This is a genomic window from Paraburkholderia bannensis NBRC 103871, assembly GCF_000685015.1.
Classification (GTDB): Bacteria; Pseudomonadota; Gammaproteobacteria; order Burkholderiales; family Burkholderiaceae; genus Paraburkholderia; species Paraburkholderia bannensis.
In genome coordinates, this window is record NZ_BAYA01000019.1 from 73725 (window position 1) to 99649 (window position 25925).

General features: G+C 63.7%; 28 protein-coding genes. 13 read left to right on the forward strand and 15 right to left on the reverse strand.

What is annotated here, in order from left to right; genetic code table 11:
• The first annotated feature begins 728 nt into the window (after positions 1 to 728).
• A complete protein-coding gene (locus tag BBA01S_RS47645) occupies positions 729 to 893 on the forward strand; it encodes a hypothetical protein (RefSeq protein WP_167336045.1) in 165 nt (54 codons plus the stop codon).
• Positions 894 to 948: 55 nt separating this feature from the next.
• Positions 949 to 2607: an NRAMP family divalent metal transporter gene (locus BBA01S_RS26360; protein ID WP_027819060.1), complete on the forward strand. Its 1659-nt coding sequence runs from the start codon at positions 949 to 951 to the stop codon at positions 2605 to 2607.
• Between the two features lie 91 nt (positions 2608 to 2698).
• Here the strand turns inward: BBA01S_RS26360 and BBA01S_RS26365 are convergent, their stop codons facing one another.
• Entirely contained in the window at positions 2699 to 2923 is a 225-nt protein-coding gene (locus BBA01S_RS26365) for a hypothetical protein (protein WP_042297937.1), read from the reverse strand.
• A gap of 308 nt (positions 2924 to 3231) precedes the next feature.
• Between BBA01S_RS26365 and BBA01S_RS26370 the strand changes: the two genes are divergently transcribed.
• Positions 3232 to 3591, forward strand: a complete 360-nt coding sequence (locus BBA01S_RS26370; RefSeq protein ID WP_156966090.1) for a hypothetical protein — start codon at positions 3232 to 3234, stop codon at positions 3589 to 3591.
• A gap of 160 nt (positions 3592 to 3751) precedes the next feature.
• The gene (locus BBA01S_RS26375; RefSeq protein WP_027819063.1) at positions 3752 to 4177 is read left to right on the forward strand and encodes a hypothetical protein; all 426 of its coding nucleotides are present in this window, start codon (positions 3752 to 3754) and stop codon (positions 4175 to 4177) included.
• 11 nt (positions 4178 to 4188) lie between these two features.
• Here BBA01S_RS26375 and BBA01S_RS26380 read toward each other — a convergent pair whose 3' ends face one another.
• The 7 genes from BBA01S_RS26380 to mhpA form a co-directional block, all read right to left on the reverse strand.
• Complete coding sequence (locus BBA01S_RS26380; RefSeq protein WP_027819064.1) at positions 4189 to 4557, reverse strand: Rap1a/Tai family immunity protein; 369 nt, start codon at positions 4555 to 4557, stop codon at positions 4189 to 4191.
• Between the two features lie 149 nt (positions 4558 to 4706).
• Positions 4707 to 5831 carry a porin gene (locus BBA01S_RS26385; RefSeq protein ID WP_156966091.1) on the reverse strand — a complete coding sequence of 375 codons (1125 nt, stop codon included), beginning with the start codon at positions 5829 to 5831 and terminating at the stop codon, positions 4707 to 4709.
• Between the two features lie 121 nt (positions 5832 to 5952).
• Positions 5953 to 6336: a nuclear transport factor 2 family protein gene (locus BBA01S_RS26390; protein ID WP_167336046.1), complete on the reverse strand. Its 384-nt coding sequence runs from the start codon at positions 6334 to 6336 to the stop codon at positions 5953 to 5955.
• A gap of 57 nt (positions 6337 to 6393) precedes the next feature.
• On the reverse strand, positions 6394 to 7323 hold the full coding sequence (locus BBA01S_RS26395; protein ID WP_027819067.1) for a BKACE family enzyme: 930 nt from the start codon (positions 7321 to 7323) through the stop codon (positions 6394 to 6396).
• Positions 7324 to 7342: 19 nt separating this feature from the next.
• Positions 7343 to 8212, reverse strand: a complete 870-nt coding sequence (locus BBA01S_RS26400; RefSeq protein ID WP_027819068.1) for a fumarylacetoacetate hydrolase family protein — start codon at positions 8210 to 8212, stop codon at positions 7343 to 7345.
• A 53-nt stretch (positions 8213 to 8265) separates the two neighbouring features.
• Positions 8266 to 9207: a VOC family protein gene (locus BBA01S_RS26405; protein ID WP_027819069.1), complete on the reverse strand. Its 942-nt coding sequence runs from the start codon at positions 9205 to 9207 to the stop codon at positions 8266 to 8268.
• Positions 9208 to 9226: 19 nt separating this feature from the next.
• On the reverse strand, positions 9227 to 10789 hold the full coding sequence (gene mhpA, locus BBA01S_RS26410) for a bifunctional 3-(3-hydroxy-phenyl)propionate/3-hydroxycinnamic acid hydroxylase MhpA (protein ID WP_027819070.1): 1563 nt from the start codon (positions 10787 to 10789) through the stop codon (positions 9227 to 9229).
• A 146-nt stretch (positions 10790 to 10935) separates the two neighbouring features.
• On the opposite strand from mhpA, the gene BBA01S_RS42895 reads away from it, so the two are divergent.
• Positions 10936 to 11676, forward strand: coding sequence for a TetR/AcrR family transcriptional regulator (locus BBA01S_RS42895; RefSeq protein ID WP_052391902.1), 741 nt, complete (start codon positions 10936 to 10938; stop codon positions 11674 to 11676).
• Here the strand turns inward: BBA01S_RS42895 and BBA01S_RS45300 are convergent.
• The gene (locus BBA01S_RS45300; protein WP_027819071.1) at positions 11673 to 12212 is read right to left on the reverse strand and encodes a Fur family transcriptional regulator; all 540 of its coding nucleotides are present in this window, start codon (positions 12210 to 12212) and stop codon (positions 11673 to 11675) included. The two genes, BBA01S_RS42895 and BBA01S_RS45300, sit on opposite strands and share 4 nt — an antisense overlap.
• Positions 12213 to 12228: 16 nt before the next feature.
• Positions 12229 to 12921 carry a 4'-phosphopantetheinyl transferase family protein gene (locus BBA01S_RS42905; protein ID WP_052391903.1) on the reverse strand — a complete coding sequence of 231 codons (693 nt, stop codon included), beginning with the start codon at positions 12919 to 12921 and terminating at the stop codon, positions 12229 to 12231.
• A gap of 345 nt (positions 12922 to 13266) precedes the next feature.
• Here BBA01S_RS42905 and BBA01S_RS26435 point away from each other — a divergent pair, with 345 nt between their 5' ends.
• The 4 genes from BBA01S_RS26435 (at position 13267) to BBA01S_RS26450 (ending at position 18018) form a co-directional block, all read left to right on the forward strand.
• Positions 13267 to 13878, forward strand: a complete 612-nt coding sequence (locus BBA01S_RS26435) for a glutathione S-transferase family protein (protein WP_027819072.1) — start codon at positions 13267 to 13269, stop codon at positions 13876 to 13878.
• Positions 13879 to 13916: 38 nt separating this feature from the next.
• Entirely contained in the window at positions 13917 to 16019 is a 2103-nt protein-coding gene (locus BBA01S_RS26440; RefSeq protein ID WP_027819073.1) for a 2Fe-2S iron-sulfur cluster-binding protein, read from the forward strand.
• A gap of 85 nt (positions 16020 to 16104) precedes the next feature.
• The gene (locus tag BBA01S_RS26445) at positions 16105 to 17007 is read left to right on the forward strand and encodes a LysR family transcriptional regulator (RefSeq protein WP_027819074.1); all 903 of its coding nucleotides are present in this window, start codon (positions 16105 to 16107) and stop codon (positions 17005 to 17007) included.
• A 12-nt stretch (positions 17008 to 17019) separates the two neighbouring features.
• Complete coding sequence (locus BBA01S_RS26450; RefSeq protein ID WP_027819075.1) at positions 17020 to 18018, forward strand: zinc-dependent alcohol dehydrogenase family protein; 999 nt, start codon at positions 17020 to 17022, stop codon at positions 18016 to 18018.
• A gap of 27 nt (positions 18019 to 18045) precedes the next feature.
• Here the strand turns inward: BBA01S_RS26450 and BBA01S_RS26455 are convergent, their stop codons facing one another.
• Both BBA01S_RS26455 and BBA01S_RS26460 read right to left on the reverse strand, forming a co-directional pair.
• The gene (locus BBA01S_RS26455) at positions 18046 to 18459 is read right to left on the reverse strand and encodes a VOC family protein (RefSeq protein ID WP_027819076.1); all 414 of its coding nucleotides are present in this window, start codon (positions 18457 to 18459) and stop codon (positions 18046 to 18048) included.
• Positions 18460 to 18489: 30 nt separating this feature from the next.
• Positions 18490 to 18969 (reverse strand): Lrp/AsnC family transcriptional regulator, encoded by a 480-nt coding sequence (locus tag BBA01S_RS26460; RefSeq protein ID WP_027819077.1) that lies wholly within the window; start codon positions 18967 to 18969, stop codon positions 18490 to 18492.
• Between the two features lie 164 nt (positions 18970 to 19133).
• On the opposite strand from BBA01S_RS26460, the gene BBA01S_RS26465 reads away from it, so the two are divergent.
• Genes BBA01S_RS26465 through BBA01S_RS26475 form a run of 3 tightly spaced genes read left to right on the forward strand, consistent with a single transcriptional unit; the run spans position 19134 to position 22849 of the window.
• Entirely contained in the window at positions 19134 to 20354 is a 1221-nt protein-coding gene (locus tag BBA01S_RS26465; protein WP_027819078.1) for a diaminopropionate ammonia-lyase, read from the forward strand.
• A gap of 40 nt (positions 20355 to 20394) precedes the next feature.
• On the forward strand, positions 20395 to 21558 hold the full coding sequence (locus BBA01S_RS26470; protein WP_027819079.1) for a M20 aminoacylase family protein: 1164 nt from the start codon (positions 20395 to 20397) through the stop codon (positions 21556 to 21558).
• Between the two features lie 34 nt (positions 21559 to 21592).
• Positions 21593 to 22849 (forward strand): Zn-dependent hydrolase, encoded by a 1257-nt coding sequence (locus BBA01S_RS26475; protein WP_027819080.1) that lies wholly within the window; start codon positions 21593 to 21595, stop codon positions 22847 to 22849.
• Here BBA01S_RS26475 and BBA01S_RS42910 read toward each other — a convergent pair.
• Positions 22786 to 23211: a helix-turn-helix domain-containing protein gene (locus tag BBA01S_RS42910; protein WP_052391904.1), complete on the reverse strand. Its 426-nt coding sequence runs from the start codon at positions 23209 to 23211 to the stop codon at positions 22786 to 22788. The genes BBA01S_RS26475 and BBA01S_RS42910 overlap by 64 nt on opposite strands.
• A 268-nt stretch (positions 23212 to 23479) precedes the next feature.
• Here BBA01S_RS42910 and BBA01S_RS26485 point away from each other — a divergent pair, with 268 nt between their 5' ends.
• The gene (locus tag BBA01S_RS26485) at positions 23480 to 24208 is read left to right on the forward strand and encodes a DeoR/GlpR family DNA-binding transcription regulator (protein WP_027819081.1); all 729 of its coding nucleotides are present in this window, start codon (positions 23480 to 23482) and stop codon (positions 24206 to 24208) included.
• 47 nt (positions 24209 to 24255) lie between these two features.
• Here the strand turns inward: BBA01S_RS26485 and cdd are convergent, their stop codons facing one another.
• Together cdd and BBA01S_RS26495 are read right to left on the reverse strand one after the other, a co-directional pair.
• The gene (gene cdd / locus BBA01S_RS26490) at positions 24256 to 24657 is read right to left on the reverse strand and encodes a cytidine deaminase (protein WP_027819082.1); all 402 of its coding nucleotides are present in this window, start codon (positions 24655 to 24657) and stop codon (positions 24256 to 24258) included.
• A 37-nt stretch (positions 24658 to 24694) separates the two neighbouring features.
• Positions 24695 to 25918: a phosphopentomutase gene (locus BBA01S_RS26495; RefSeq protein WP_027819083.1), complete on the reverse strand. Its 1224-nt coding sequence runs from the start codon at positions 25916 to 25918 to the stop codon at positions 24695 to 24697.
• Positions 25919 to 25925 lie beyond the last annotated feature (7 nt).

Consider the following 25925-nt stretch of genomic DNA (forward strand, 5'->3'; position numbering starts at 1 on the left):
AAAACACATCAATAATCGCGGCGTTGTTTTCGGCGTCATTATGCCAATGCGACGCAATATAAGCACCGTGCAACTGCAATCAAGGCGCAAGCCGATGGACAGGTTTCCTATGCAATCGACAACGCCGATTCTTTCATTTTTATTCCTGTGGCGCGAATCGCCATTCATTTGCATCGAATGCGAGAAACGGGTTGACGCATCAAACGCCTGGTGCCTAGAATCCCGGAATCTTCACAAAGGGGCAGACGCCTTGGACACCAGCAGTAGTCGATCTTCGAACTGTTTCGCCGCCTGACCGGCTCGACGTCCGCGCTCCCTTCCGTAGCCGCCGTCCTGCCAGCAGGCAGACGGTGCGCGCCGCAGTAACTCTTCGTGCACCCTTAATTCGTGCCATCCGGCCGTTGCTCTCGCACGTCCGCATGGTTTCCCGTCGCGGGCCAGCCCCCGCGACTGCGTTCGTGCGCGCCTGCCTTTGCCATCGCGGTTACGGCCAGCGCGGTCGCACACGAACGCGTGGATCAACACGCGCATCGTCGGACAAATGCGCCTTGCCGATAAAGGAGCCGCCATGCCGGACAGTGACAGTTATCCCTTACCCATGCCCTTGAATCCATCGTCCCCGAACGGGGGAAGCGAGTAGACGTTCGACGCCTGCGCCCTACGCGCACGGCCGCTCCGGTCCGCTGGCTTTCCCGCGAACGCGTCAACCCGACGCCCGGAGCAACATCATGAACTTCGCATTCCTGCTTTCCAGCCTTCCTCACGTCGATGAAGCACGCGGCCACTACGACCGCATGCTCGCACTGCACGCACCCACGCCAGGCCGCCCCGGTCTTCGCGTTGCCTCCCGCATTGCCCGGCTTTTCCAGCGCATCGCGCCACGCTTTTGCTAAGCCAGCAGGACGCACAGACCCGCCATCCTGGCCACAACGATAAACCGGAACCATCATGTCCACGCCAGTCAACTTCCCCCAGTCGAATGTGTCGCCGCCACGCAGCGCCGTACTCGACGAAGCCCATGTGGGCGACATCCACGGTGCGCTCGGCACCATCTCTCGTCACGACCTCGCGCCGCGCACCACCTGGTGGGCGCGCTTTCGCACGCTGCTCGCCATCCTGGGCCCCGGCCTCATCGTGATGGTCGGCGACAACGACGCGGGCGCTTTCGGCACCTATACGCAGGCTGGCCAGAATTACGGCACCACGCTGCTCTGGACGCTGCTGCTGCTCGTGCCCGTGCTCTACGTCAACCAGGAAATGGTGCTGCGCCTGGGCGCGGTCACCGGCGTGGGCCACGCACGCCTGATTTTCGAGCGCTTCGGCAAGTTCTGGGGCGCTTTCAGCGTCATCGATCTTTTCGTGCTCAACGCGCTGACCATCGTCACCGAATTCATCGGCATTACGTTTGTGCTGGACTTCTTCGGTCTGCCAAAGATTGCGGGCGTGTGCGTCGCCGCGGCGTTGACGATGGCGGCGGTCAGCACCGGCAATTTCCGGCGCTTCGAGCGTTTCGCCGTGGTGCTGTGTCTCCTGAGCCTGCTGCTCGTGCCAGTGCTGGTGTCGATCCACCCGCCCGTTGGCCAGATATCGCGCGACTTCTTCGTGCCCAACTGGCCCGCTCACGCAAAACTCTCCGACGTCATGCTGCTCGTGATCGGCATCGTCGGCACGACGGTCGCGCCGTGGCAGCTCTTCTTCCAGCAGAGCTATGTGATCGACAAGCGCATCACCCCGCGCTTCATGAAGTACGAGAAAGCGGATCTGTGGATCGGCATTCTGTTCGTGCTGATCGGCGCGGTGGCCATGATCGCGTTCTGCGCGCAGCTTTACGCCGGCAAGCCCGAGTTCGGCAACTTCAGCGATGCAGGCGGCGTGATCGCAGGCCTGGAGAAATATGCGGGCCATACCTCGGCCGTGCTGTTCGCGATCGCGCTGTTCGACGCGGCCATCATCGGTGCGGCGGCCGTCTCGCTTTCGACGGCCTATGCCATCGGCGACGTGTTCAAGATCCGCCATTCGCTGCATCGCGGCGTGTCCGATGCCAAGGGCTTTTATCTCGTGTATTTCGGCATCGTCGCCATGGCCGCGGCCATCGTGCTGATTCCCGGCAGCCCGCTCGGCCTCCTGACCGAAGCGGTGCAGACGCTCGCAGGCGTGCTGCTGCCAAGCGCGACCGTGTTCCTGCTGCTGCTTTGCAACGACAAGGCCGTGCTGGGCCCGTGGGTCAACTCGAAGGCGCTGAACCTGTTTACGGGCGCGGTGGTGTGGGTTCTGGTGATGCTGTCGATCGTGCTCACGGCGTCGGTCATGTATCCCGACATGAGCGGCGAGACGATTCTGGAGATTCTCGCTGGCGGCACGCTGCTGGCCGTCGCCGGTTATGCGGCCACGCTCGCGTTGCGCAAGCTGCGCCGCGAACCCGTCGCGCCGACGCAAAGCTGGCCGCAAGGCGCACGCGATATGTGGCGCATGCCGCCGCTCGCTGAGCTCCCTGCGCCGAACCTCACCCTGGCCAAGCGCGTCTGGATGGGCGTGCTGCGCGGTTATCTGCTGGTAGCGGTGTTGCTGGTGATCGTGAAGGTCGTGCAGATGACGTTCTTTGCGTGAATGTCGTCCGCCAGCTAAATAGCTAACTAATGCGGCTCGTCCGGCAATACCGGCGAGCCGCGTTGCCATTCACGGTTCGATATTCGCCCTTTCAGTCATGCGCGAGCGTGGGGTCAAAAACCGGCTCGGTCTTGAGGGCGTCGTAGATTTCGGCCATCGGCATATCGCCGACTTCGGTGCGGATATACGTCCCGAACGCACGTTCATACAAATCCCGGCCCGGCTGCGACTCCAGCGTAAGGTCGAAACACTTGAGAACGAAATCGGCCATCCTGTCCGCATCGACGAGGAGGCTTTCGGCTTTCTTCTGATCCATTCGTACACTCTGCGGCATCGCCGCCCTTCCATTCAAGCCGCGATCTTACCCGAAGTCTGCGTCCTTCGCGCGCATCGAATCTAACCCTTCTTAACGCTCTGCAATGCGCTTTATGGCGCATGGATCATCCCGCACGCAATTGGCGAAATCGCCGCGCCTGACCCTTGATACGCGTCATTTCGCTCATGAACCGGCCGCCTATAGTCACGGGTCACGAGCGGCCTCATGTTTTGCATCCGGCGCGGTAAACGCGGCCTTATCCATTCAACGTGGCTGCCCGTGTACTTCGATCACCACGGGAGAAATCCATGTCCACCCAGCCTGTTGAATTTAAGGAAGCCACTCACGATGGCACGACAACAACGCCCGATGTCGCGACCATCTTCGCTGTCATGAAAGCGGGCGTGCGGTATAGCGCGCGCGAGCTCGGCAAGTTGCTCGGCATCCGTGCTCCGGCGCTCAACGGCATGCTCGCGCAGGCCCTCAAATCCGGTGCATTGCGCGAAGCCGGACGATCGGCGGACAACCGCTACTGGATTCCCACCGCCGAACAGCTCGCGCAAGAAGCGCGCCTTCAACAACGTTACTGGTGGTGTCAGGGCGCGCTGACCGGCTACGAGGAAGAGCGGCGGCAGTTCCGCAATCTCTGCATGCTGGTGCGTCGCTGATGAAGTAGCGATGAAGTTCCCGCACGCTCCCGCGCGCGAGGCCTTGTTTTCAGGATGAAAGGCAACCAAGGCCACTTAGAATCCCGCGCGCGACTGGCTTTATGCCATTCAGGTCGCGACACATGGCATATCCGGAATCACCGGCAACAGGAACTCATCGATGGACATGACTCAAAGCGATAGCCGCCAAGCGGCGCCCACCGTCACTGCTGCGATCGCGATGGAGCGTCTGCAACAGGCAGGCCTTCAGACCGACGCGCTTTCAGGTTCGACGCCTGCGGCAAACACAGCGGGCGTTCCCAGGCTCAACGACGCATTCGAACTGCTGCACGAGCAGGTTCGCCTCGCCAACGACGAATTCGCCGCGTTGTTCAAGATGCTGGAACCCCATCTGCCGCGCCACCTCTTTAACAGCGGTTCGCATATCGTGCCCGTGCTCGATGCCGACGCCATCAAGGGCTTCGAGAGCCATCCGTCGCGCGGCCCGGAATTCAGCCCTACCTATAGCAAGGTGGTCAATGCGGCGGAAGCGGTGAGCCGCATGCGCCGCGGTATCGAACAGATCACGACGCATCTCGTGGTCTGAAAGGCCGCGCCCTATTTACAGGGGAAAGCGGCAAGCTGCGCCTTGTAGAGGACGGCCCCGGTCGGTTCGAGCATCTGTTCGAGATGACCCTTCATATACGTGAGCACCACGCGCAACTGATCCCTGCGCGTGAAGCCCTGCGGCAGACAGAAACGGGGCCGCTGCTTGTCGATCAGCGTCTGCACCAGCACGCCGTTCGAATAGCCTGCCAGATACATTGCACAAGCGTTGATATTCTCCTCCCGCTGGCACAGGCCGAAAAAGCCGTCGGCTTGATCGATGGAAACGGCGGCAGGCGGCGCGGGAGGCGTCTGCGCGACCGCATGGCCCAGGCCGAGCGAAAGTGCAAGCGCACAGGACGCAAGGATGATTTTCTTCATGATGGTTTTGCTCCGGAGTTGGCCGGCGCAAGCATAGCCTCAGGACTACCAGGCGGGTTTGCCTGCCGTCAAGCCCTGCCCATCGCAATGCAAACAATCAACAATTGACCTCGCTTTCACGCTTCCCGCACCGCGCACGCCGACTGTCATCAGAAGAACGTTTGCATACCGATATGCGCGGCAAACTGATGATTGTTGCTGGACGGCATCAGCCCGCCGATCCACGCGTTATGCGTGCCCGCCACATCGCCGCTCGTCCATTGATAAGCGGCATCGGTATACAGCATGGTGCGTTTGGAGAGCGAGTATTGCAGCGCCGTCGTCACCTGCTGGGCGCAATTGTGATCGAGCTGCGCATTGCCCTTGATGTACTGATAGTTCGCACCCAGCCGCCAGAACGGATTGAACGAGTAAAGTCCGCTGATCTGCCCCACCTGCGCCGTGGCGCCCGTCTGCGTGTTTCTCGTGTACGTGTAGAGCGCACTGGCATAAAGATCGCCAAACGTATTGCCCACGCCCACGCCAATATTGCGTATCCCGTCATGGCCGTCGTTCATCGACGCGTAGCGGGTTTCGTTATAGGCCGCCCCCGCACTGAACGTGCCGAAAACATAGTTCATCCCGAAGCCAACCGTATTGTTGGCCGACAGGCTGCCCGCCGTATTGCCGAATCCGTACAGCGCGCCAAACCGGAAACCGTCAAACACCGCCGATGTCACCTTCACCGAATTCGACACGCGCGTCATGCCAGCGGTCTCGTCGAAGTCGAGCGAGCCGGTCATATTGCCGGGAATCGCCAGCGCTGAAAACGGCCCCTGACGCATGTTGAACAAGCCGCCATAAAGGAACGCGCCGTCGAGCCGCGCTGGCGGGAAGAACAGAAAATCGAATAACAGGTTGTACTGCTGGCCAAACGTGATCTTGCCGATCCCGTCCTTCTCGATGCCGAGATACGCGCCGCGATTGAAGTCGGCATTTGGGCCGGGAATGCCTGCCCCCGTATCCACGAAGAACTGCGATTGCAGGTCGAAGACGGCCCTGTAGCCGCCGCCGAGATCCTCTATGCCGTGCAGTCCCCACAAGCTGGGCGTGTACGCCGAATCCTGCGCGAGAAACGCAGCGTGGCCGTTCTCATTCGACGCATAGGTGACGCCAACGTCGAGTATGCCGTATAGCGTGACGCTGCTTTGCGCATGCGCGGCAGGAATCATCAAGGCTGTCGCGGCCGTGCCAAGCAGCGTCGCGATGCGCCATGCCTTTTTCGTCTCTTCCATTGTCTCTCCAACCTCATTCGTTCGTTATGCGTCTCTAGGGACTCGAATCGAACATCCAATTTTTGATTTGTATTCCTATGTTTATTGCCCGGCTTAACGCCGGTACCTTGCTCCAGTCTTCCTATGCGATGAAACTACGCATCGCAACCACGCGCCAGCCGTCTTCCGACTGCATCCACACGGCTTCGTAACGGCTCGCAATTGCCAGCACAGCAGGCGTTGCGGCGGCGACACGAACGGTGGCCGTCATCGTGCCGCTCAACAATGCGAAGCGCTCGCGCACGATAACGTCGCTCACGTCGAGCGACACCGCTTCGTAGCGCATCGCACCGCTTGAGAGCTTCTCCAGATAGCTCGCACGGCTGTCGCGTCCGCCGGTCGAATGGATATAGACAAGCGCCTCGTCAAAAAGCGCTTCAAGCGCCTGCGTATCCGCCGCCAGCATCGCCAGCCGGCGCTGTTCTTCCAGCGCGTGAATGCATTTCGCGCTTTCCTGACTCGTCATGGTCATGTCCCTGTCACTATGCGCGCCACGCTTAACAGCGCATGGCGCGCAGCCTCCTTAAAGCCGCGTCTTGTCGCGCCCCTTGAGACCCAGCATCTGTCGCGCTTCGTCGGGCGTCGCGATCTCAAAGCCCAGACGCGTGAGCACGTCGCGGATCAGCTCGACCTGCTCGGCGTTGGACGTCGCGAGCTTGCCCGGCCCGATCGACAGCGAGTCTTCCAGCCCCACGCGCACGTTGCCGCCCATCAGCGCCGCCTGCGTGATGAGCGGCATCTGGTTGCGCCCCGCGCCCAGCACCGACCATTGATACGTGTCGCCAAACAGCTTGTCGGCGATACGTTTCATGTGCACGAGGTTCTCCGGATCGGCGCCGATGCCGCCCAGGATCCCCAGCACGAATTGCAGGAAGATCGGCCCCTTCACGAGCCCACGATCGACGAAGTGCTTGAGGTTGTACAGATGCCCCACGTCATAGCACTCGAATTCGAAGCGCGTGCCATGCGCCTGCCCGAGCCGCGTAAACACGTCCTCGATATCGGCGAAGGTATTGCGGAAGATCGCGCGGCGCGTGCCCTCGATATAGTCGCGCTCCCACTCGTGCTTGAAGGTCTTGAGCTTGTCGAGCACCGGAAACACCGCGAAGTTCAGCGAGCCCATATTGCACGAGGCCATTTCCGCCGATACGTCGATGGCGGCGGCCAGGCGCTCGTCCAGCGTCATGCTGACCGCGCCGCCGGTCGTGATGTTGATGACCGCGTCGGTGGCTGCGTGAATGCGCGGCAGGAAGCGTCGATACGCAGCGGGATCGAACGCAGGGCGACCGTCCTCTGGATTGCGCGCATGGAGATGCAGGATTGCCGCGCCCGCCTTCGCGGCGTCGATGGCCTGCTGCGCGATTTCATCGGGCGTGACGGGCAGATACGGCGACATGCTCGGCGTGTGAATGGAGCCGGTAATCGCGCAGGTGATGATGACTTTACGTGCCATGTCGATTCTCCGCGTCCAATTAAACCGGCTCGGCCACGACGACGTTTTCGATATGCCCCACGCCGTCGATTTCCACGCGCAGCACGTCGCCGATACTCAGGAAACGCGGCGGCTTGTGCGCAGCGCCCACGCCCGAAGGCGTGCCGGTCGCGAGCACGTCGCCGGGTTCGAGCGTCATCACGGTCGACAGATACGCAATCTGCTGCCATACGTTGAAGATCATTTCGCCCGTGCGCACTTCCTGGCGGCATTCGCCGTTCACGAACATGCGCATCTGCAGCGCGTGCGGATCGGCGATTTCGTCAGGCGTGACGATCCACGGGCCAAACGGGCCATGCGTGTTGAACGACTTGCCGAGCATCATCGTCGGCGAGCGCATCTGCCAGTCGCGCACCGATACGTCGTTGCACACCACATAGCCCGCGATCACCGAAGCGGCCTCTTCCTCCGATACATGGCGGCAGCGGCGGCCAATCACGACACCCAGTTCCGCCTCGTAGTCGAGCTTGTCCGAGACCTTCGGCATATGCACGGGATCGAATGGCCCGTTCACGCACGAGACCTGCTTGTTGAACCAGACCTGGCTGTCCGGTACCTGGATGCCCGCCGCGCGCGCCTCTTCCACGTGACGGCGATAGTTCATGCCGATGGCCAGGAACTTCGACGGATTGGGCACCGGCGCGTCGAGGCGAACATCGGCGAGCGGCCAGGTCACGGCCTGCTCAAGACGCACGTCGCGCGCGCGCTGCATCAGCGCAGGGCCGCCTTGAAGCAGTTCGAGCATCGTGCGCGGCAGCGCGGGATCGCTCGCGGGCAAATCGATCACCTGCTGGCCTTCGACCTTGCCGATCGAGCAATAGCCGCGGCTCTGGAAAGTAACGAGTTTCATGTCGATCCTTCTGAATCAATTTAAAAAATGAACACGGTGGCGGCGTGATTGCGTCACTTATCCTGTTCGGAGTTCTCAATAAACACAGCTGGCAGGTCAGGGCCCCACAGATACATGCCGTCCTCCGGCGCGTGATCTTCTGCCACCCAGTCCACCGAGGCCGGAATGAAATCCATCGTCGCGCTGTATTCCGAGAAACTGCCCCACGGATCCTGTACGTAATAAAAATAATTCGAGCCCAGCACGTGGCGTCCCACGCCCCAGCCGGTGCGATAGCCCGCCGAGGCCATCTGCATGTAACCGAGGCCCACATCCTCGACGGTCGGCACGTCCCAGCTCAGGTGATGCAGCGCCGGGCCGGAATTCATCGCGAAGGCAAACAGGTGGTGATCGCCGCCGTGCGGCGCGTGCAGGAAGGCCACGCCGTCGCCGGATCGATCCGAAAGCCGCAGTCCCAGCACGCGCTCGCAGAATGCAATCTGCGTGGGCACGCTGGAGGTCGCAAAAGCAATGTGCGAAAGACGCTCGGGCTGCACCTTCGCGGTGTGGCGGCGATACGGCGCGCAACGCACTCCGTTTTCGGGCAATGCGGGCTGACGATGATTCGCCTCGTCCAGCGTGGTTTTCACGCCAGCGCGAATCTGCAAGGCGATGCCATCGGGATTGCGCAGCCAGAATCCAGCGGTATCCGCGCCTGGCGGCGGCGCGATGAATTCCGCACCGGCTTCGTGCGCACGCGTCTTCAACGCATCCAGTTCGTCCTCGAAGCAATGCAGCGTCACCGAATCGAAACGCTTGCGCGCGCCTTCGCGCAAGCGCCCCCATACATGCGGCGAGCCAGCCGTGCGGATCAGCAGGCCACCTGCGCCATCGGGCTGCACGTCGAGTCCGAAGGCGGTATAGAAGCGCTGTGCATCGTCGAGCGACGGCACCGTCATGCCAAATTCGCCGATGGAATGAATGCCGAGGCGGTCGTGCCGGCGGGTGTGGGTCATCTGCGTCTCCTGTGTGTGATTAGTGCATCGCTTCGCGCCACGCATCGACGAGCGCATCGAGCGACTGCGCATCGCGCGCCGCGCCAAAGCTGTAGAAGTCGGGGCGCACCAGCACGGCTGCTGCCTCATGCTTCGCGAGGTAACCGGCATAGACGCCTTGCACGTCGACAAAGCCGCCTGCGCCGAAATGCGTGACGATCGCGCCCTGCTCCTGCAACGCCTGTCGATTAGCATGACTAATCGAGTCGAGCACGGCTTGATTGCTGGCCACCAATGCGAAACGTACGCCAAACACATCGTCGAACAGGCCGCGTCGGCCGTTGAATTCGACGAGTCCTTGCGGCGTCAGCCAGCCGCTGCCCGACGCGTGCGCATCGTAGAGGCCAGCGCCCAGGCGCGGTTGCGGCGCGTCCGGCGCGGTAAAGCCTGGCGTCGCCTGAGCGGCCAGCATCTCGCGGTCGCGCGCGGCAGCCGCCTGCGGATCGGTGATGCAAATGACCTTGCCCAGCGAGATTGAAAAATCGATGATTTCGCGCACGTGATTGCAGCGCTCCGGGCCGTAGCTGTCGAGCAGCGCGTCGCCCGCCTTGCCGCGCAAGATCGCATCCAGCCGCCAGCCCAGCGCGGCAGCGTCGCGCAGGCCGCTGCACATGCCCTGTCCGGCGAACGGCGGCATCAGATGCGCAGCATCGCCCGCCAGCACGACGCGGCCCGCGCACCAGTCCTTCGCCCAGCGCCCGCGAAACGTGTAGACGGCGTGGCGCTCCAGTTCGGCGTTCTGCGGCGTGACGTCCCAGCGCGCCAGCAGATCCCACGCCACCGCATCCTGGTTCATCTGCTGCGCGGTTTCACCCGGCAGCAGCATGAATTCCCAGCGGCGTCGCCCCGGGCCGCCCGGCACGATGGTGGTCGGGCGCGCGGGATCGCACAGTTGCCACGTCTTCGGCGTCCATTCGCGCGCCGTGAGCGGCTTCACGTCCACCACCAGCCAGTCGAACGCAAAACCCAGGTCTTCGAATTCAATGCCCAGCGCCTGGCGCACCATCGAATTCGCGCCATCGGCGCCCACTACATAGCGCGCGTGGATCGTGGCGCGCTCGCCGCCCGCATGCCACTTGCCCTCGACCAGCCGCCCCGCTTCGATATTCAGGCGCACGCCGTCCGCTTCCTGATGCAGCGCCGTGGCCGACCAGCCCTGGCGCACCGTCACATTCGGCAGCTGCTTGACGTGCCGGTCGAGCACGCGCTCCAGTTCAGGCTGCGAGAACATCGTCGACACCGGCCAGCCGCTCGGGCCGTTGCCGCCCCACTGGAAATCCATCAACAGTTCGTGATTCGCGTTGCGCCACTGATAGCGGTCGGTGATCTCGGCGATGCTGTTGATATCATGGACGACCCCGCAGCCCTGAAAGATGCGCGCGATCTCGTGGTCGAAGTGAACCGCGCGCGGCAGCGGGTAAAGATTGGGCCAACGCTCGACCACGGCCACGCTGTGCCCCGCGCGGGCGAGCATGAGCGCGAGCAACTGGCCGGTTGGGCCGTAGCCGACGATTGCGACGTCGACGCTCTGGTCTGCCTCCATGTGTTCTCCGGATTAGGATTTTGTTCGGGTTTGGCTTTGAGCCTCGTCCAACGGCTTTTTTTAAAAATGACATTTCTGTACAATTCGGACTGTATTGTCAACTTGATAAGATCATCAATTCAATGGGGGAAACCCGAGGTGCAGCCGTGACGGCCAGGCAAGCAAAATCGGCCAGGGCGGCCAAACCCGCGCCGGAGCTGGAAAAACAGGAGAAAGAGGATCACCGCATCCGCACGGGCGCCGTGCGCCGCGAGGCCACGCGCCGCAAGATGCTGAGCGCGGCGGTTAGCGTGTTCGCGCAAAAGGGCCCGGACGCCGCCTCGATCGACGATTTCATCGCGGCGGCCGGCGTCGCGCGCGGCACGTTCTACAACTACTTCAAGACCACGACGGAGTTGCTGGACGCCGTGACGTCGGAGTTGAGCGACGAGGTGATCGCGGGCATCGAAATGTGCGTCGAGAACATCGACAATCCGGTCGAGCGCATCTGGCTCGGCTGCCAGACCTATGTGCAGGTGGCGCTCACGCATCCCGAGTGGGGAGCGTTCATCACGCGGACAGGCATACGCGGCAACGCGAGCGGGCGCTTGACGGACATTTATCTGCCGCGCGACCTGGAGGCGGCGCGCGAGCGCGGCATCGCCCATTTCGACAACACGCGCGCGGCAAAGGACCTGGTGATCGGTGCGATTTACCAGAGCATCGAAACGGTGCTGTCTGGCGCGGCGTCGAGCGAGCATCCGCGCGCGGTCATGAAACTCGCGCTGGGCGCGCTGGGGGTGAAGGCTGCATTGCTCACGACGCTGGAAAAGCGGCCCTTGCCGGAACTGGAGTTGCCTGACGGGCTGAAATCGCTGGAAGCGGCGTCGTCGAGAGCGCGGGCTTAAGCGTTCGTACTGTTCGCACCGCCCGAATCGATTGATTCGAGCGAGTTGGCCGCAGCGGCGCAGCCCGCGCATTGGTAGTAGATCGTGAGCGGCTGCGGCAGGCTGCCGATAGCGGCGGCGTTCTGCGACGCAAGGCGAATACGGTCGAGCACGCCGTCGTCCATGATCGCGTGGCGCCGCTCGCATTCGCGGCACACGAGTTCATGCACGGCCGACCCGCTTGGCTTTTGCAGCGACACGTAGGCCGCGCGTGCGCCGGTATGGCCCGCGACCCACTGGCGGCTCACCACGCCCGCTTTCTCGAACTCCACGAGCGTGCGATAGATCGTGGCCTTGCTCATGCTCTTGCGCTTCAGGATGATGTGGCGAAACAGCGCCTCGCCGTTGACAGGGCGGTCGAAGCCGCTGAGCAGCGCCAGCACATGCCGCCGCGCCCGGGTCGCATTGAGTCCTCTCGCACGCAGGAAAGCACACACCGCCGCATCATCCATCGCAGGATCATCGGCGGCGGCTTCCTTCAGTTCGTCTTGTTCCATGGTGCGCGCATTTTAGTCAGCAATCCATATTAAAAGCCAGGCAGCCGATATGCCCCGCGATATCGTCGATCCACGTATAACGCAGCACGCCATGATGGTCTGCGTGGCGCGCGCGGCACTCGCGCCGTTCTTCGTCGATCTCCAGTTCCCGTAGCACGCCGTCCTCCGCTATGCCCGTCCCACGCGCCTTGAGCACGGCTTCCTTGGCCGTCCAGTAGCGAAAGAACCGTGCACTGCGCTGCGGGCTGGCCGTGGCGTCGAGCAGGCTGCGCTCGCGCGCCGTGCAGACCTCGGCCACGATGTCCTGCCAGTCGAGATCCTGCGTGACAGGTTCGATATCGACGCCCACGCCGCGCGTACGCGACACCGCGATCAACGCATGGGCGCCCGCGTGCGAGACGTTGAACGAGATTCGCGCAAGATGTTCCGGCAGCCCCGCCAGCGCAGGCTTGCCGCGCGCCGACAGGTCGAAGCGCAGGCTCTGTGCCGGCTCGCCCACACAGTCACCAAGCACCGCACGCAACGCGGCGCGCGTGGCCGCGAAGCGCACGCGATCCGCGTCCTGCCGGTAACGCGCCGCGCGCTCGCGCTCCTGCGCGTTCAGCGTCGACCAGCCTTCGATTTGCGCGCTCGCCAAGTCCAGCGGTACATGCCAGAGCGCCACATCGGCAGGCCATCGTCCGTGCGCGGGCAGCAGGATATGGGTCATGCTCACGCGCCCTGCTCCACGAGCGCACCGAGCCCGTCAGCGTCGTTACCCAGTCGCATCAGTGAGTTCCCCTGTGAAAGCCGAATCGCTGCATCCGGTCTGCGCCCGCCGTGAGCGCAGTAAGCGCCGTGACCTGAGGCACATGTTTCAAGGCGCATGAATTGTAAATGCAAATCACTATCATTACCATATGTATGCTTTTCGCATGACAGGCCTGATCCACCATTCGCGTTTGCGCAATTGTGAAATCGCGCTGCGCCCGATTCTGTTCGCACGCGTGCTTACCTAGACTGGTCTTCATCACGGTCGCTGCCGTGTTTTTAACCCAGTCCAGGAAGCTGCCCCATGAAGCTGCACTACACACCGTTGTCGGGTCACGCGCACCGCGCGCAACTGTTCCTCGCGCTGCTCGGCGTCGAGCACGAACTCGTGCCGGTCAACCTCCCCGCCGGCGAGCACAAGACGCCCTCGTTCCTCGCGATGAACCGTTTCGGCCAGGTGCCGGTGCTCGAAGACGGCGAGGTCGTGATCGCCGATTCGAACGCGATCCTCGTCTACCTCGCGAAGAAGTACGCACGCACCGACTGGCTGCCCGAAACGCCGCTGGGCGCGGCGCAGGTGCAGCGCTGGCTGTCGGTCGCGGCGGGCCAGATCGCTTATGGCGCATGCGCGGCGCGCCTGAACACGCTGTTCAATGCCGCCTTCAACGCCGATGAAGTGATTGCCCGAGCCCACGCGAGCCTCGCCGTGATCGACGCCGAACTCGCGCAACGCGAATGGATCGCGGCCACGCATCCGACCATCGCCGATGTCGCACTTTACAGCTATATCGCCAACGCGCCCGAAGGCAATGTCGATATCGGCGCCTACGGTCATGTCGTCGCGTGGCTCAGGCGAGTCGAAGCGCTGCCGGGTTTCGTGCCGTTCCCGCAGAGCCGCGTAGGCCTGCGCGCCTGATCACCAACGCGCGAAAAGCGCCGCCAGGACATCCGATCATGGACACCGCAACCGTCTCTCCCGCCACTACGCCCTCACCCTGGCACGCCGGGGAACTGGCGATGCAGCGCGCTGCCGGTGTCGAACAACGCATGGACGGGGTCGGGCGGCGCAATCTGCGCGACCATCTGATCGAGCAGCATCGGCATTTCTATCCGCAGTTGCCGTTCGTGGTGCTGGGCGCCGTCGATCCATCGGGCGATGTATGGGCGACGGTGCGCGCGCATCGGCCCGGCTTCCTGCACGCGCCCGATGCGAAACATCTGCATGTCGCGCTCGATCGCGACCCGGACGATCCTGCCGATGCGGGCATGAACGACGGCGCGGCGCTCGCCCTGCTCGGCATCGAGTTGCCGACGCGCCGGCGCAATCGACTGAACGGCAGCGTGCAACGGACGGCCCAAGGCGACGGCGTGGGTTTCGATCTGCTGGTCGAGCATAGCTATGGCAACTGCCCGCAATATATTTTCCAGCGTGACGCCCAGTTCGTGCGCGACCCCGACCTGCACAGCGATATCGCGCCGGTCGTGAGCGATCGCCTCGATGAGCGGGCGCGCGCCATCGTCGAGCGCGCCGACTCGTTTTACGTGGCGACCTATGTCGATCGCGAGGACGGCCATCGTCAGGTCGATGTTTCCCATCGCGGCGGCAAGGCGGGCTTCGTGCGCGTGGACGCACAAGGCGTTTTCACGGTGCCCGATTTCGCGGGCAACCTGTTCTTCAACACGCTCGGCAATATCTTCGCCAATCCGCGCGCGGGGCTTGTGTTCGTCGATTACGCGAGCGGCGACCTGCTGCAATTGACCGGCAGCGCCGAAGTCGTGCTCGACTCGCCGGAGATCGCCGCGTTCCAGGGCGCGGAGCGTCTGTGGCGCTTCACGCCGCAACGCGTGGTGTTTCGCGCCGGTGCGTTGCCGTTGCGCTGGACGTCGCGCGCCAACGGCGCGTCGGCCAATTCGGCGCTCACGGGCGACTGGTCTGAAGCCGCCGAACGCATCAAGGCGCAAGCGCTCGCCAACGCATGGCGGCCCTTCACCATCGAGCGCATCGCCGACGAAAGTCGCACGATCCGCTCGTTCTACCTGCAACCCGCCGACGACGCGGGTCTCGTGCGCCACGCAGCCGGCCAGCATCTGCCGATCCGCGTCACGCTGCCAGGCGACACGAAGCCAACGCTGCGCACCTACACGCTTTCCGTCGCGCCTTCGGACGGCCTGTACCGCATCAGCGTGAAACGCGAAGGGCGCGTGTCGAGCTATCTGCACGACACGCTCAAAGCGGGCGATCGAATCGAGGCGCGCGCGCCAGCGGGCGATTTCACGATCGATGCGCACGCAACGAGACCGGCGGTCTTGCTTGCGGCAGGCGTGGGCGTCACCCCCATGCTCGCGATGCTGCGCCACATCGTCTACGAGGGGCTGCGCACGCGCCGCATTCGTCCGACGTGGTTTATCTACGCAGCCCATACGAAAGCCGAGCGCGCGTTCGACGAAGAACTCCAGGCGCTCGTGCGGGCGGCGGGCGGAGCGGTCAAGCTGTTCAACGTGCTCAGCGATTCGACCGACGCACGGGCGGGACGCGACTACCAGGCATCGGGCCGCATCGACATGGGCATGCTTGGCGAAGTGCTGCCTTTCAACGATTACGACTTTTATCTGTGCGGCCCAGGCGGCTTCATGCAGTCGATCTACGATGGTCTGCGCGGCCTGAATATCGCCGATTCGCGCATTCACGCGGAAGCGTTCGGCCCCGCCGCGCTCAAGCGCCAGCCGGACGCAGCAGCGCAACCGTCTACGCCGCCGCGCGCCGCAGCAACCGTTGACGCGCCGGTGCGTTTCGCGCGCTCGACCAAAGACGCACTGTGGACGCCGCAAACCAGCGGCACCCTGCTCGAACTCGCCGAGGCCAACGGTCTCGCGCCGGAATTCAGTTGCCGGGGCGGCAGTTGCGGCACCTGCCGCACGCGCATTCTGGAAGGCGCGGTCGCTTATCCGGGCCAGCCGCCCGCCGCTGCCGTCAGCGAAAACGAAGCACTGATCTGCTGCGCGGTGCCTGCCGCCCCCGACGCTGGCGCAGCGGCCACGCTGGTGCTCGACCTGTAAGCCGATGCGCCACGCGACGATGTCACCCCACTGTATACTGCGGGCACCTGTCACCCTCGTTCCGCCCTCGCGCGGACCCCGCGCCATGGACCGTCTGCAGGCGATGACCGCTTTCCTCTCAGTGGTGGATAACGGCGGTTTCGCCGCGGCAGCGCGCAAGCTCAAGGTCTCGCCGTCCGTCGTCACGCGTATCGTCGGCGAGCTGGAAGACACGCTCGGCGTGCGCCTGCTCACCCGCACCACCCGCATCGTGCGCGTGACCGAGGCGGGCGAAGGTTATGCCGAAAGCTGCCGCCGTATTCTCAGCGATATCGAGGAAGCCGATCATAACGTCGCGGGCAACCTTGAAGTCCCGCGAGGACTCCTGAGCATTACCGCCTCCGTGCTGTTCGGGCGCATTTTCGTCATGCCCGTCGTGCTCGAATATCTGCGCACCTATGATGACGCCGACGTGCGCTGCTGGTTTCTCGACCGGCTGGTCAACCTGATCGACGAGGGCATCGACGTGGGCGTGCGGATCGGCGAGCTGGCCGATTCGTCGATGCAGGCCGTGCGCGTGGGCAGAGTGCGGCGCGTGGTCGTCGCGTCGCGGGACTATCTGGACAAACATGGCGTGCCGCCGCGGCCCGATCAGCTCGACGGACATGTGCTGATTACCGTGAGCGGCGCGTCGTCGTTGCCCGAATGGCGCTTTGGCGCGCACGCGCCGCGCACCACGGCGCAAAAGCGCGCGCGCCTGTCCGTCACGACCAACGATGCCGCGATTGCCGCCGCGGTCGACGGCTTTGGCCTGACGCAGGCGCTGTCGTATCAAGTCGCGCATCAACTCGAAGCGGGCCAATTGCGGATCGTGATGGCCGACTACGAACCACATCCGCTGCCCATCCATGTTCTGCACCGCGAAGGCCGTCACGCCACGCGCAAAGTGCGCGCGTTTCTCGATCTGGCGATCGAGCGCTTGCGCGCGAATGCTTCGTTAAATCCGTAGCCCGGAGACCCCATGTCGTCCCACACCATGAAAGCCGCACTGCTCGCCGCGCCCAATGCACCGTTCACGCTCACCGACGTGCCACGCCCCCAGGCAGGCAAAGGCGAAGTGCTCGTGCGCATTCACGCGAGCGCGGTGAATCCGCTCGACACCAAGATCCGTCGCGGCGCTGCCGGGCATGCGCAGCATCCGTTGCCCGCGATCCTCGGCATCGATATGGCGGGCGAAGTCGCGGAAGTTGGCGAAGGCGTCACTGCGTTCAAGCCCGGCGACAAGGTGTATGGCATGACGGGCGGTGTCGGCGGCGTGCAAGGCTCGCTTGCGGAATTCGCCGCTGTCGATGCGCGGCTGCTGGCGCCCGCGCCGTCGACCTTGAGCCTGCGTGAAGCGGCGACGTTGCCGCTCGCGTTCATCACCGCGTGGGAGGGCCTGGTCGATCGCGCGCGCGTGCAGCCGGGTCAAAGCGTGCTGGTGTTGGGCGGCACGGGCGCGGTGGGCCAGGCCGCAATCCAGCTCGCGAAGGCGCTGGGCGCGAGGGTATTCGCCACAGCAGGCGCATCGCGCCGTGCGCTGGTTGAATGCTTCGGCATCCAAAGCATTGATAGCGCCACGACGGACGTGCAGGAAGTCGTCGCGCACTACACGGACGGCCGCGGCTTCGACATCGTCTACGACACCGCAGGCGGCGCAAGCCTCGACCATGCGTTTCATGCCGTGGCGCGCTTCGGCCATGTCGTCAGCGCGCTTGGCTGGGGCACACATGCGCTCGCGCCGTTGTCGTTTCGCGCGGCCAGTTATTCCGGCGTGTTCACATTGCTGCCGCTGCTCAGCGGCGAAGGACGCGCGGCGCATGGCGAGATCCTGCGCGAAACCGGCAAGCTCGCGGAACAGGGCAAGATCGACGTGACGCTCGACCCGCGCCGCTTCACGCTCGCCAACGTGGACGATGCGCACGCACTCGTGGAAGCGCGCGAGGCCGAAGGCAAGGTCGTCGTCGATATCGTCGCGTAAGCGATTTATGCGGCCGTCATGCAGCCGTTATGCAGACGGTGCGAGATCGAACTCGATCCGGATCCCGCCCGGCTCGTACACCATCATGTGACGTTTCGGGCCCTTGCCCAGCAGTTCGGGCCCGAACTCAACACGCGCGCCAGGCCAGTTCGATACGCGATGGAATAGCGTGTTGAACGCTGCTTCGCTGGCCGCGCGCAATGCCAGGTGATGCAGCCCGATATTGGCCTTGCGGTCGAAGTCGACGCCATTGTCCGGATCCGTGCGCTGCCAGAGCGTCACGAGCACATGGCCGTCCGACACGAAAATAGCCGGATACTCGGCCCGCTCGCCCACCTTCTTCCAGCCCAGGCACTCGATAAAAAACGCGCTAGTCGCCGCGAGATCCTTTGCGGTCAAGCCGATATGGTCGATGCCTGCGGTCAGCGTTTCCGTGCTCATGAATTGGCTCCTTGAGTGTTCCGATCGAATTTATTCCCCGGAAGAAACGAGCGGCACCTCCAGCCCGACCTTCACGCGGCTCATGCTCACCAGCGTCTTGAAGCGCTTCACATTGTTGTTCGAGAAGAATAGCTGGCGCGTGAGTTCCGTGTACTCGTCCATGTCGCGCACCGCGAGAATCAGCACGAAATCCCACTCCCCCGCCACGTAATAGCACTGCTGCACCTGCGGGCAGCGCGCGAAGGTGCGCTTCATCGCATCGAGCAGGTCGATCTGTTCGCTCTCCACTTCCACGTTCGCCACCACCGTAATTGGATGGCCGGTTTTTTCGGGCGAGACGATTGCCGCGTAACGCTCGATCACGCCTTCGTCGACGAGGCGTCGCAGTCGACGGTTGACGGCCGCCGTCGAGAGATTCACACGCGCGCCCAATTCACTTTGTGGAATCTGGGCGTCGCGTTGCACCTCCATTAAAAGTTTGCAATCGAAAGCGTCGAGTTCGGTCGCCATACCGCGTGCCTCAGGAGAAACGAGAATTTTTTGCAGAAAGCCACGCGATTATGCGATTTTTTCGCGGGGCTCGCGCAATATCATTTCAGCACTGAGGGCGTTTGCTGCGCCACCGATCTACGTTGGGCCTTGTCGCCCAGGAGTGCTTTTTCATGTCGAATGCGATGTTCGTTGCCAATCCCCGCGCCGTGCGCGCCGCCTATCCCGAAGCGCTCGCGCGCATTCTCAATGTCGCCGCGGGCGACGAAAGCCGCGCGTGGCTGTCGCATTGGGACGCAATCAACCCTCAGCCCACGCCGCTCGTCGAGCTGCCTGGAGCGGCGGCGCAATTCGGCGTGGCGAGCGTGTGCGTGAAGGACGAATCGTTGCGCTCGCCGCTGGGCAGCTTCAAGGCGCTGGGCGCGCCTATCGCGCTGATGCGCCTCATTTTGCGCCTGTGGCCCGATCACCGACTCGATCCGAAAGCGCTGATCGAAGGCCGCTACCGCGAGATGCTCACGCATTTCACCGTCATCAGCGCGACCGACGGCAACCATGGCAAGGCGCTGGCCGCCGCCGCGCAATCGATCGGCTGCGCTTGCGTAATCGTGCTGCACGCCAACGTGAGCATCGAGCGCGAGCAGGCCATCGCCGCCTACGGCGCGCGCATCGTGCGGATCGCGGGCAATTACGACGAATCGGTCGAGCACGCCGCGACGCTCGCGCGCGACAATAGCTGGCATGTCGTCTCCGATACCTCGTACGAAGGCTACGAAGCGATTCCGCGCGACGTGATGCAGGGCTATGGTGCGATTGCAGCGGAAATCGCCGAGCAGGCGCGCGACGCCGCCTTCACGCATGTCTTCCTGCAAGGTGGCGTGGGCGGACTCGCGGCGGGCGTGGCCAGCTATCTGTGGGAGCTTCACGGCGCAGCGCGGCCCCGCTTCATCGTCGTCGAGCCGAGCCAGGCGGATTGCCTCTATCAGAGCGCACGCGCAGGCCGTGCGGCCAGGGCAACGGGCTCGGTCGATTCGGTGATGGCGGGACTCGCGTGCGGAGAGACTTCGCCGCTTGCGTGGCAGATTCTCGAAGCGTGCGTCGATGACTTCATGCTGATCGAAGACGACGATGCAGTCGCCGCCATGCGTGCGCTCGCGGCGGGAAACCACGGCGACGTGCCGCTCGTTTCCGGCGAATCGGGCGCGGCGGGCTTTGCGGGACTGGCAAAGCTCAAGAACGACGCGGAACTCGCACAAGCTGCCGGCCTGAATGCGCAATCGCGCGTGCTGCTGATCAGCACCGAAGGCGCGACCGCGCCGCTCGTCTACGCATCGCTCGTCGGCGAACCCGCCGCAGCGGTCGCGGCGCGTCGTGACGAACGCCTGGCCGCCGCAACCGCACCTTAACGCCAACGCCAACGCCAACGCAAAAAACAAGGACACGCTCATGGAAAGCACGCTGCAAGGTCAACTCAAGAGCTGGCGTCATCATCTGCATCAACGTCCCGAAACGGGCTTCGAGGAAGTCGACACGTCGGCTTACGTCGCGAACATCCTGAAGACGCTCGGGCTGGAAGTGGAACGCGGCATCGGCGGCACCGGGCTGGTGGCGACGCTGCGCGCGGGCAGCAGCGCGCGCGCCATCGGCCTGCGCGCCGACATGGACGCACTCAACATCGCCGAGCAGGCCCCGGGCCGCGCCCACGTCTCGCTCAACGCGGGCAAGATGCACGCGTGCGGACACGATGGCCATATGTCGATGATTCTTGGCGCGGCGCGCCTGCTCGCCGAACGACGCGATTTCGACGGCATCGTGCGCTTCATCTTCCAGCCCGCCGAGGAACACGGACGCGGCGCGAAGGCCATGATGGCCGACGGGCTGTTCGAGCGCTTTCCCGTGGACGCGATCTTCGGCGCTCACAACATGCCCGGGATGCGTGCGGGCACGTTCGCCACGCGTTCGGGCGGCATCATGGCCAGCGAAGATAACTTCGTCATCCATATCAAGGCGCGCGGCACGCACGCGGCGCGTCCGCATATGGGCATCGATCCTATCGTGATTGCCTCGCAGATCGTGCTCGCGTTGCAGACGATCGTGTCGCGCAATCTCGACCCCGGACTGCAAGCCGTGATCTCGTGCACGGAATTCATTACCGACGGCATTCGCAACGTCATCCCGTCGAACGTCACCATCAAGGGCGATACGCGCAGCTATTCGAAGGACGTGCAGGCGCTGCTGGAAACGCGCATGCGCGAAATCAGCGAAGGCATTTGCCGCACGCATGGCGCGCAATGCCACTTCGAATACACGCATGAATTCGCGCCGACGGTGAACTCGCCGGAATACGTCGATCTCGCGGTGACGGCAGCGCGCAATGTGGCCGGAGAAAACTCGATCGATGCGAACGTGCAGCCGATGATGATTTCCGAAGACTTCGGCGCTTTTCTTCAGGCCGTGCCCGGTAACTTTATCTTTATCGGCAACGGCGAGACGAACGCGCGCGGCGGCGTGCCGCTGCATAACGCGGGCTACGATTTCAACGACGAGATTCTGGAAACCGGTGCGCGTTACTTCGCGGAAATCGCGCGGCTTGCGTTGCCGCGCGGCTGAAGCGCCTCGCCCTTTCACACACGACAGACAGCAGATGACTACCGATACGACCTTGCGCATCGACGGCGCGCGCCTGATCCGGCAACTTCAGCAACTTGGCGAAATCGGCGCGGACGCCGAAGCGGGCGGACGCACCCGCATCGCACTCACCGATGCCGAACGCGCGGGCCGCGACCAGGTGGCGGCATGGATGCGCGAACTCGATCTCGACGTGCGTGTCGACCGCATCGGCAATCTGTTCGGCACGCTGCGCGCGCAAGCCGATCACGGCGATGGCACGCACCGCCCGCTGATGATGGGTTCGCACATCGACACCGTCAAGAACGCGGGCGCGCTCGACGGTTGTTATGGCGTGCTGGCCGCACTCGCGGTCGCGCGCGCGTTTCGCGAAGCAGGCGTGAAGCCGGGCCGCTCGATCACCATTGGCGCGTTCACCAATGAGGAAGGCGTGCGCTACCAGCCCGACATGATGGGCTCCCTCGTGTATGCGGGCGGTCTTGGCGTGGATGAAGCGCTCGCGACCATCGGCATCGACGGCACGCGCCTGGGCGACGAGCTTGCGCGTATCGGCTACGCAGGCGATCTGGAACCGGGCGCCATCGTGCCGCATGAATATGTCGAACTGCACATCGAGCAAGGCCCGATACTCGAAGCCGAACAGATCCAGATTGGCGTGGTGGAAAACCTTCAGGGCATTTCGTGGCAGCAAATCACGGTGCAAGGCAACGCCAATCACGCGGGCACGACGCCCACGCATCTGCGCCACGACGCGGGCTGGGTGGCCGCTGCGACGCTCACGTTTTTGCGCGAGCTGGCGGTGGCGTCCGGGACAACGCTTGCGACGGTGGGGATGCTGCGCATCGAGCCGAACGTCATCAACGTGATTCCGCGCAAGGCGGTTTTCACGGTGGATTTGCGCGATCCCGACGAGCAACGCCTGCAAGACGCGGAGCGCAAGCTTGCGGCGTTTCTCAAGCAGATCGCGCAACAGGAAGGCGTGCGCATCGCCACGGAACGACTCGTACGTTTCGAGCCAGTGGTATTCGATTCGAGCATTGCGGCGACCATCGAAGCGTCGGCGCAAGCGCTAGGGTTTTCGCATCGGCGCATGACGTCGGGTGCGGGCCATGACGCGCAGATGATGGCGCGTATTGCGCCTGCTGCGATGATTTTTGTGCCAAGCCAGGGCGGCATCAGCCACAACCCGCGCGAGCATACCGACGACGCTCAGCTGATCGACGGTGCGCGTGTTTTGCTCGATGTCGTGTTGCGACGGCTCGCTGTTGATTGAATCGCACCATGCGCCCGCCAGCTAGCGGGCGGCACCCCCACCAGCCGCTTGAAAACGCGCGTGAAATGCGCCTGATCCGAAAAGCCGTATTTCAGCGCGATCTGCGCGGGGCTGAGTTCGGCGCGCGCCAGGTCGCACTGCGCCGCGCGCACGCGTTCGAACAGCCGCCACTGATGCGGCGTCTGGCCCGTCGCGCGCTTGAATGCCCTGATGAAATAGGCACGCGACAGTTGCACGCGCGCCGCGAGATCGTCGATGCGCAGGCTCTGCGCCAGGTCGACCTGCATATGCATCATGGCGAGCGCCAGCGATGGCGAGCAGGCGCCTTCGTCGTTTTCATCTTCGGCAATCTGCGCGCGCATGGCGGCGTCCCTGATGTCATTGCGAACGCGCAGCGTGCCTGCTTCAGGGCCCGGTAAAAACTGCTTCGCCGTCCAGGGTGTCTTGACTGCCAGTCAACAATTCACGCCGATGCAATATTTCGCCATCCTGATCTATTGGCGCTTCATTTCCGCACGAATGTGCGGCACTACACAAACGGCCCCGGCCAGAGCCGCTGCTCTTGTTATAATCCTTTCATCCTAAAGTCTTAAACGCGCACTGCGCCGCATTCGGTCCCTCAGGACTTCCATGCTGAAATCTGAACGTCTTTCCGCACTTGCCGATGCCATCGCTCAACACAAGGTCGTGCATCTGCGCGATGCAGCCGCGCTGCTGGGCGTGTCGGAAATGACGGTACGGCGCGACATCGCCGCCAGCCCCGAGCAGTTCACCTATTTGCGCGGCTATATCGTCAGCGCGACCGACGTGCAAGGCGGCACGGGTTACTCGCTCGAACAGGAAAAGGATCACTTCGCGCAGGCCAAGTCGGAAGCCTCTGCCATCGCAGCGAAACTGATCGCCGATAACGACACGCTATTCGTCGATTGCGGCACGACGCTGACCACACTCGCACGCCTGATCCCAGCCGACCTGCAAGTGACTGTGGTGTGCTATTCGCTCAACGTCGCGGAGATCCTGCGCCGCAAGCCCAACGTGCGGATGATGTTGCTAGGCGGTCTTTACATGCCGGCGTCCGATTCGTTTTCTGCCGATGAAACGCTCGATATCCTGCGGCGCATGGGCATCAACAAGGCGTTTATTTCGGCGGGCGGCGTGGATGAAACGCGCGGTGTGACCTGCTGGAATTTTCACGAAGTGGCCATCAAGCAGGCAGCGATGCAAAGCGCCGTGGAGCGGCACCTGGTCGTCGACAGCAGCAAGTTCGGCGTGGTGAAGGCGGCGCGTTTCTCGCAGATCGGCGAGTTCGATTCGATCATCACCGAGAACGGCCAGACGCTGCGCGAGCGTGCGGTTTAAAGAGGTGGCGCGAGCGCGCCACCCTGGCGCATTCGCGCCTTAAAGCCTCATTCTGCAGGCTTCAGATAAAACGCTTCAGGCAGCAAGGCGTCCGCGCTGGTCACGCGCACGTCGCCCTTGAGATTCACCAGTATCACTTCCAGCGCGGGCGTGCCCAGTTCGATCATCACCTGGCGGCATGCGCCGCACGGCGCGACCGGGCCATCGGTTTCAGCGACCACGGCGATCGTCGCAAAGTCGCCAGGCCGATAACCCGCCGCAATCGCCGAGAAAAACGCCGTGCGTTCCGCGCAATTGCACAAGCCGTACGAGGCATTTTCCACGTTGCAGCCGTGAAAGACCTTGCCGTCTTTCGTGTGCAGCGCAGCTCCTACCTTGAAGCGCGAGTACGGCGCATACGCTTTTTCGCGCGCGGCTTTGGCGGCATCGATCAGTGTCTGTGCTTCCATTGTCCTTGTCCTCTTCGATAATCGGTTCAGGTGCGGTTCAGGTGCGGTTCAGGAACGCGACACCATCGGCAAACGGTTCCAGTCCATACCAGTTCGCCAGACTCTGGCCGAGATCCGCGAACGAGCCGCGCACGCCCAGGCTCTGCGGCGCCACGCGTGCGCCATAGGCGAGCAGCGGCACGTGTTCGCGCGTGTGATCGGAGCCGGGCCAGGTGGGATCGCAGCCGTGGTCGGCGGTGAGCACCAGCACGTCGTCCTCGCGCATGAGCGGGTAAAGCTGCGGCAACAAGGCGTCGAAGCGCTCAAGCTCCGTCGCATAACCCGCCACATTGCGGCGATGTCCATAAAGCTGGTCGAAGTCGACCAGGTTCGTCATCACGAGGCTCGATTCGGGGGCGTCGCGCACCGCGTCGAGCGTCGCGCGCCACAACGCGTCGAGCCCATCGGCCTTGATCTTTTGCGTCACGCCCACGCCCGCATAGATGTCCGAAATCTTGCCAATGGCGATCACTTCGCCGCCCGCCTGCGCGAGCTTTTCGAGCACGGTCGGCGCGGGCGGCGGCACGGCCAGGTCGCGGCGATTGCCAGTCCGCTTGAAATCGGCGCGGCTCGTGCCCGTGAACGGCCGCGCGATCACGCGGCAGATGTTGTAGCGGTCGACTTCCTCGCGGGCGATCTCGCAGAGTGCGTAAAGCCGCTCCAGCCCGAAGCTTGCCTCGTGACAGGCAATCTGGAACACCGAATCGGCGGAGGTGTAGAAGATCGGCTTGCCGGTCGCGAGGTGCTCCTCGCCTAGCGCCGTGATGATTTCCGTGCCCGACGCGTGGCAATCGCCAAGATAGCCCGGCAGGCCCGCGCGGCGCACGAGCACGTCGAGCAGTTCGGGCGGAAACGTCTGCGTGGGCTGCGAGAAATAGCCCCAGTCGAAGCGCACCGGCACGCCCGCCAGTTCCCAGTGCCCCGAAGGCGTGTCCTTGCCCGACGAGACCTCGCAGGCCGCGCCATAGGCGCCCAGCAAAGCAGGCTGCGCCGTCATGCCCGCGGGCAGCGCGCCCGTCGCCAGCTGGCTCGCGAGCGCGAGGCCGTGGCGTTCGAGATTCGGCACCTTGAGCGGGCCGCTGCGTTCGGCGGTATCGCATTCGCCTTGCGCGCAGCGCTGCGCGATGTGGCCGAACGTGTTCGAGCCGGTGTCGTTGAAGCGCTCGGCGTCAGGCGCCGCGCCAATGCCCAGCGAGTCCAGCACCAATACGATTGCGCGCATGCAGGTC

What these genes read in the sequence shown, in the direction of transcription:
- BBA01S_RS47645 (WP_167336045.1), top strand. Translation starts at nt 729, where the DNA reads ATGAACTTCGCATTCCTGCTTTCCAGCCTTCCTCACGTCGATGAAGCA.
- BBA01S_RS26360 (WP_027819060.1), top strand. Translation starts at nt 949, where the DNA reads ATGTCCACGCCAGTCAACTTCCCCCAGTCGAATGTGTCGCCGCCACGC.
- BBA01S_RS26365 (WP_042297937.1), bottom strand. Translation starts at nt 2,923, where the DNA reads ATGGATCAGAAGAAAGCCGAAAGCCTCCTCGTCGATGCGGACAGGATG.
- BBA01S_RS26370 (WP_156966090.1), top strand. Translation starts at nt 3,232, where the DNA reads ATGTCCACCCAGCCTGTTGAATTTAAGGAAGCCACTCACGATGGCACG.
- BBA01S_RS26375 (WP_027819063.1), top strand. Translation starts at nt 3,752, where the DNA reads ATGGACATGACTCAAAGCGATAGCCGCCAAGCGGCGCCCACCGTCACT.
- BBA01S_RS26380 (WP_027819064.1), bottom strand. Translation starts at nt 4,557, where the DNA reads ATGAAGAAAATCATCCTTGCGTCCTGTGCGCTTGCACTTTCGCTCGGC.
- BBA01S_RS26385 (WP_156966091.1), bottom strand. Translation starts at nt 5,831, where the DNA reads ATGGAAGAGACGAAAAAGGCATGGCGCATCGCGACGCTGCTTGGCACG.
- BBA01S_RS26390 (WP_167336046.1), bottom strand. Translation starts at nt 6,336, where the DNA reads ATGACGAGTCAGGAAAGCGCGAAATGCATTCACGCGCTGGAAGAACAG.
- BBA01S_RS26395 (WP_027819067.1), bottom strand. Translation starts at nt 7,323, where the DNA reads ATGGCACGTAAAGTCATCATCACCTGCGCGATTACCGGCTCCATTCAC.
- BBA01S_RS26400 (WP_027819068.1), bottom strand. Translation starts at nt 8,212, where the DNA reads ATGAAACTCGTTACTTTCCAGAGCCGCGGCTATTGCTCGATCGGCAAG.
- BBA01S_RS26405 (WP_027819069.1), bottom strand. Translation starts at nt 9,207, where the DNA reads ATGACCCACACCCGCCGGCACGACCGCCTCGGCATTCATTCCATCGGC.
- mhpA (WP_027819070.1), bottom strand. Translation starts at nt 10,789, where the DNA reads ATGGAGGCAGACCAGAGCGTCGACGTCGCAATCGTCGGCTACGGCCCA.
- BBA01S_RS45300 (WP_027819071.1), bottom strand. Translation starts at nt 12,212, where the DNA reads ATGGAACAAGACGAACTGAAGGAAGCCGCCGCCGATGATCCTGCGATG.
- BBA01S_RS42905 (WP_052391903.1), bottom strand. Translation starts at nt 12,921, where the DNA reads ATGACCCATATCCTGCTGCCCGCGCACGGACGATGGCCTGCCGATGTG.
- BBA01S_RS26435 (WP_027819072.1), top strand. Translation starts at nt 13,267, where the DNA reads ATGAAGCTGCACTACACACCGTTGTCGGGTCACGCGCACCGCGCGCAA.
- BBA01S_RS26440 (WP_027819073.1), top strand. Translation starts at nt 13,917, where the DNA reads ATGGACACCGCAACCGTCTCTCCCGCCACTACGCCCTCACCCTGGCAC.
- BBA01S_RS26445 (WP_027819074.1), top strand. Translation starts at nt 16,105, where the DNA reads ATGGACCGTCTGCAGGCGATGACCGCTTTCCTCTCAGTGGTGGATAAC.
- BBA01S_RS26450 (WP_027819075.1), top strand. Translation starts at nt 17,020, where the DNA reads ATGTCGTCCCACACCATGAAAGCCGCACTGCTCGCCGCGCCCAATGCA.
- BBA01S_RS26455 (WP_027819076.1), bottom strand. Translation starts at nt 18,459, where the DNA reads ATGAGCACGGAAACGCTGACCGCAGGCATCGACCATATCGGCTTGACC.
- BBA01S_RS26460 (WP_027819077.1), bottom strand. Translation starts at nt 18,969, where the DNA reads ATGGCGACCGAACTCGACGCTTTCGATTGCAAACTTTTAATGGAGGTG.
- BBA01S_RS26465 (WP_027819078.1), top strand. Translation starts at nt 19,134, where the DNA reads ATGTTCGTTGCCAATCCCCGCGCCGTGCGCGCCGCCTATCCCGAAGCG.
- BBA01S_RS26470 (WP_027819079.1), top strand. Translation starts at nt 20,395, where the DNA reads ATGGAAAGCACGCTGCAAGGTCAACTCAAGAGCTGGCGTCATCATCTG.
- BBA01S_RS26475 (WP_027819080.1), top strand. Translation starts at nt 21,593, where the DNA reads ATGACTACCGATACGACCTTGCGCATCGACGGCGCGCGCCTGATCCGG.
- BBA01S_RS42910 (WP_052391904.1), bottom strand. Translation starts at nt 23,211, where the DNA reads ATGCGCGCGCAGATTGCCGAAGATGAAAACGACGAAGGCGCCTGCTCG.
- BBA01S_RS26485 (WP_027819081.1), top strand. Translation starts at nt 23,480, where the DNA reads ATGCTGAAATCTGAACGTCTTTCCGCACTTGCCGATGCCATCGCTCAA.
- cdd (WP_027819082.1), bottom strand. Translation starts at nt 24,657, where the DNA reads ATGGAAGCACAGACACTGATCGATGCCGCCAAAGCCGCGCGCGAAAAA.
- BBA01S_RS26495 (WP_027819083.1), bottom strand. Translation starts at nt 25,918, where the DNA reads ATGCGCGCAATCGTATTGGTGCTGGACTCGCTGGGCATTGGCGCGGCG.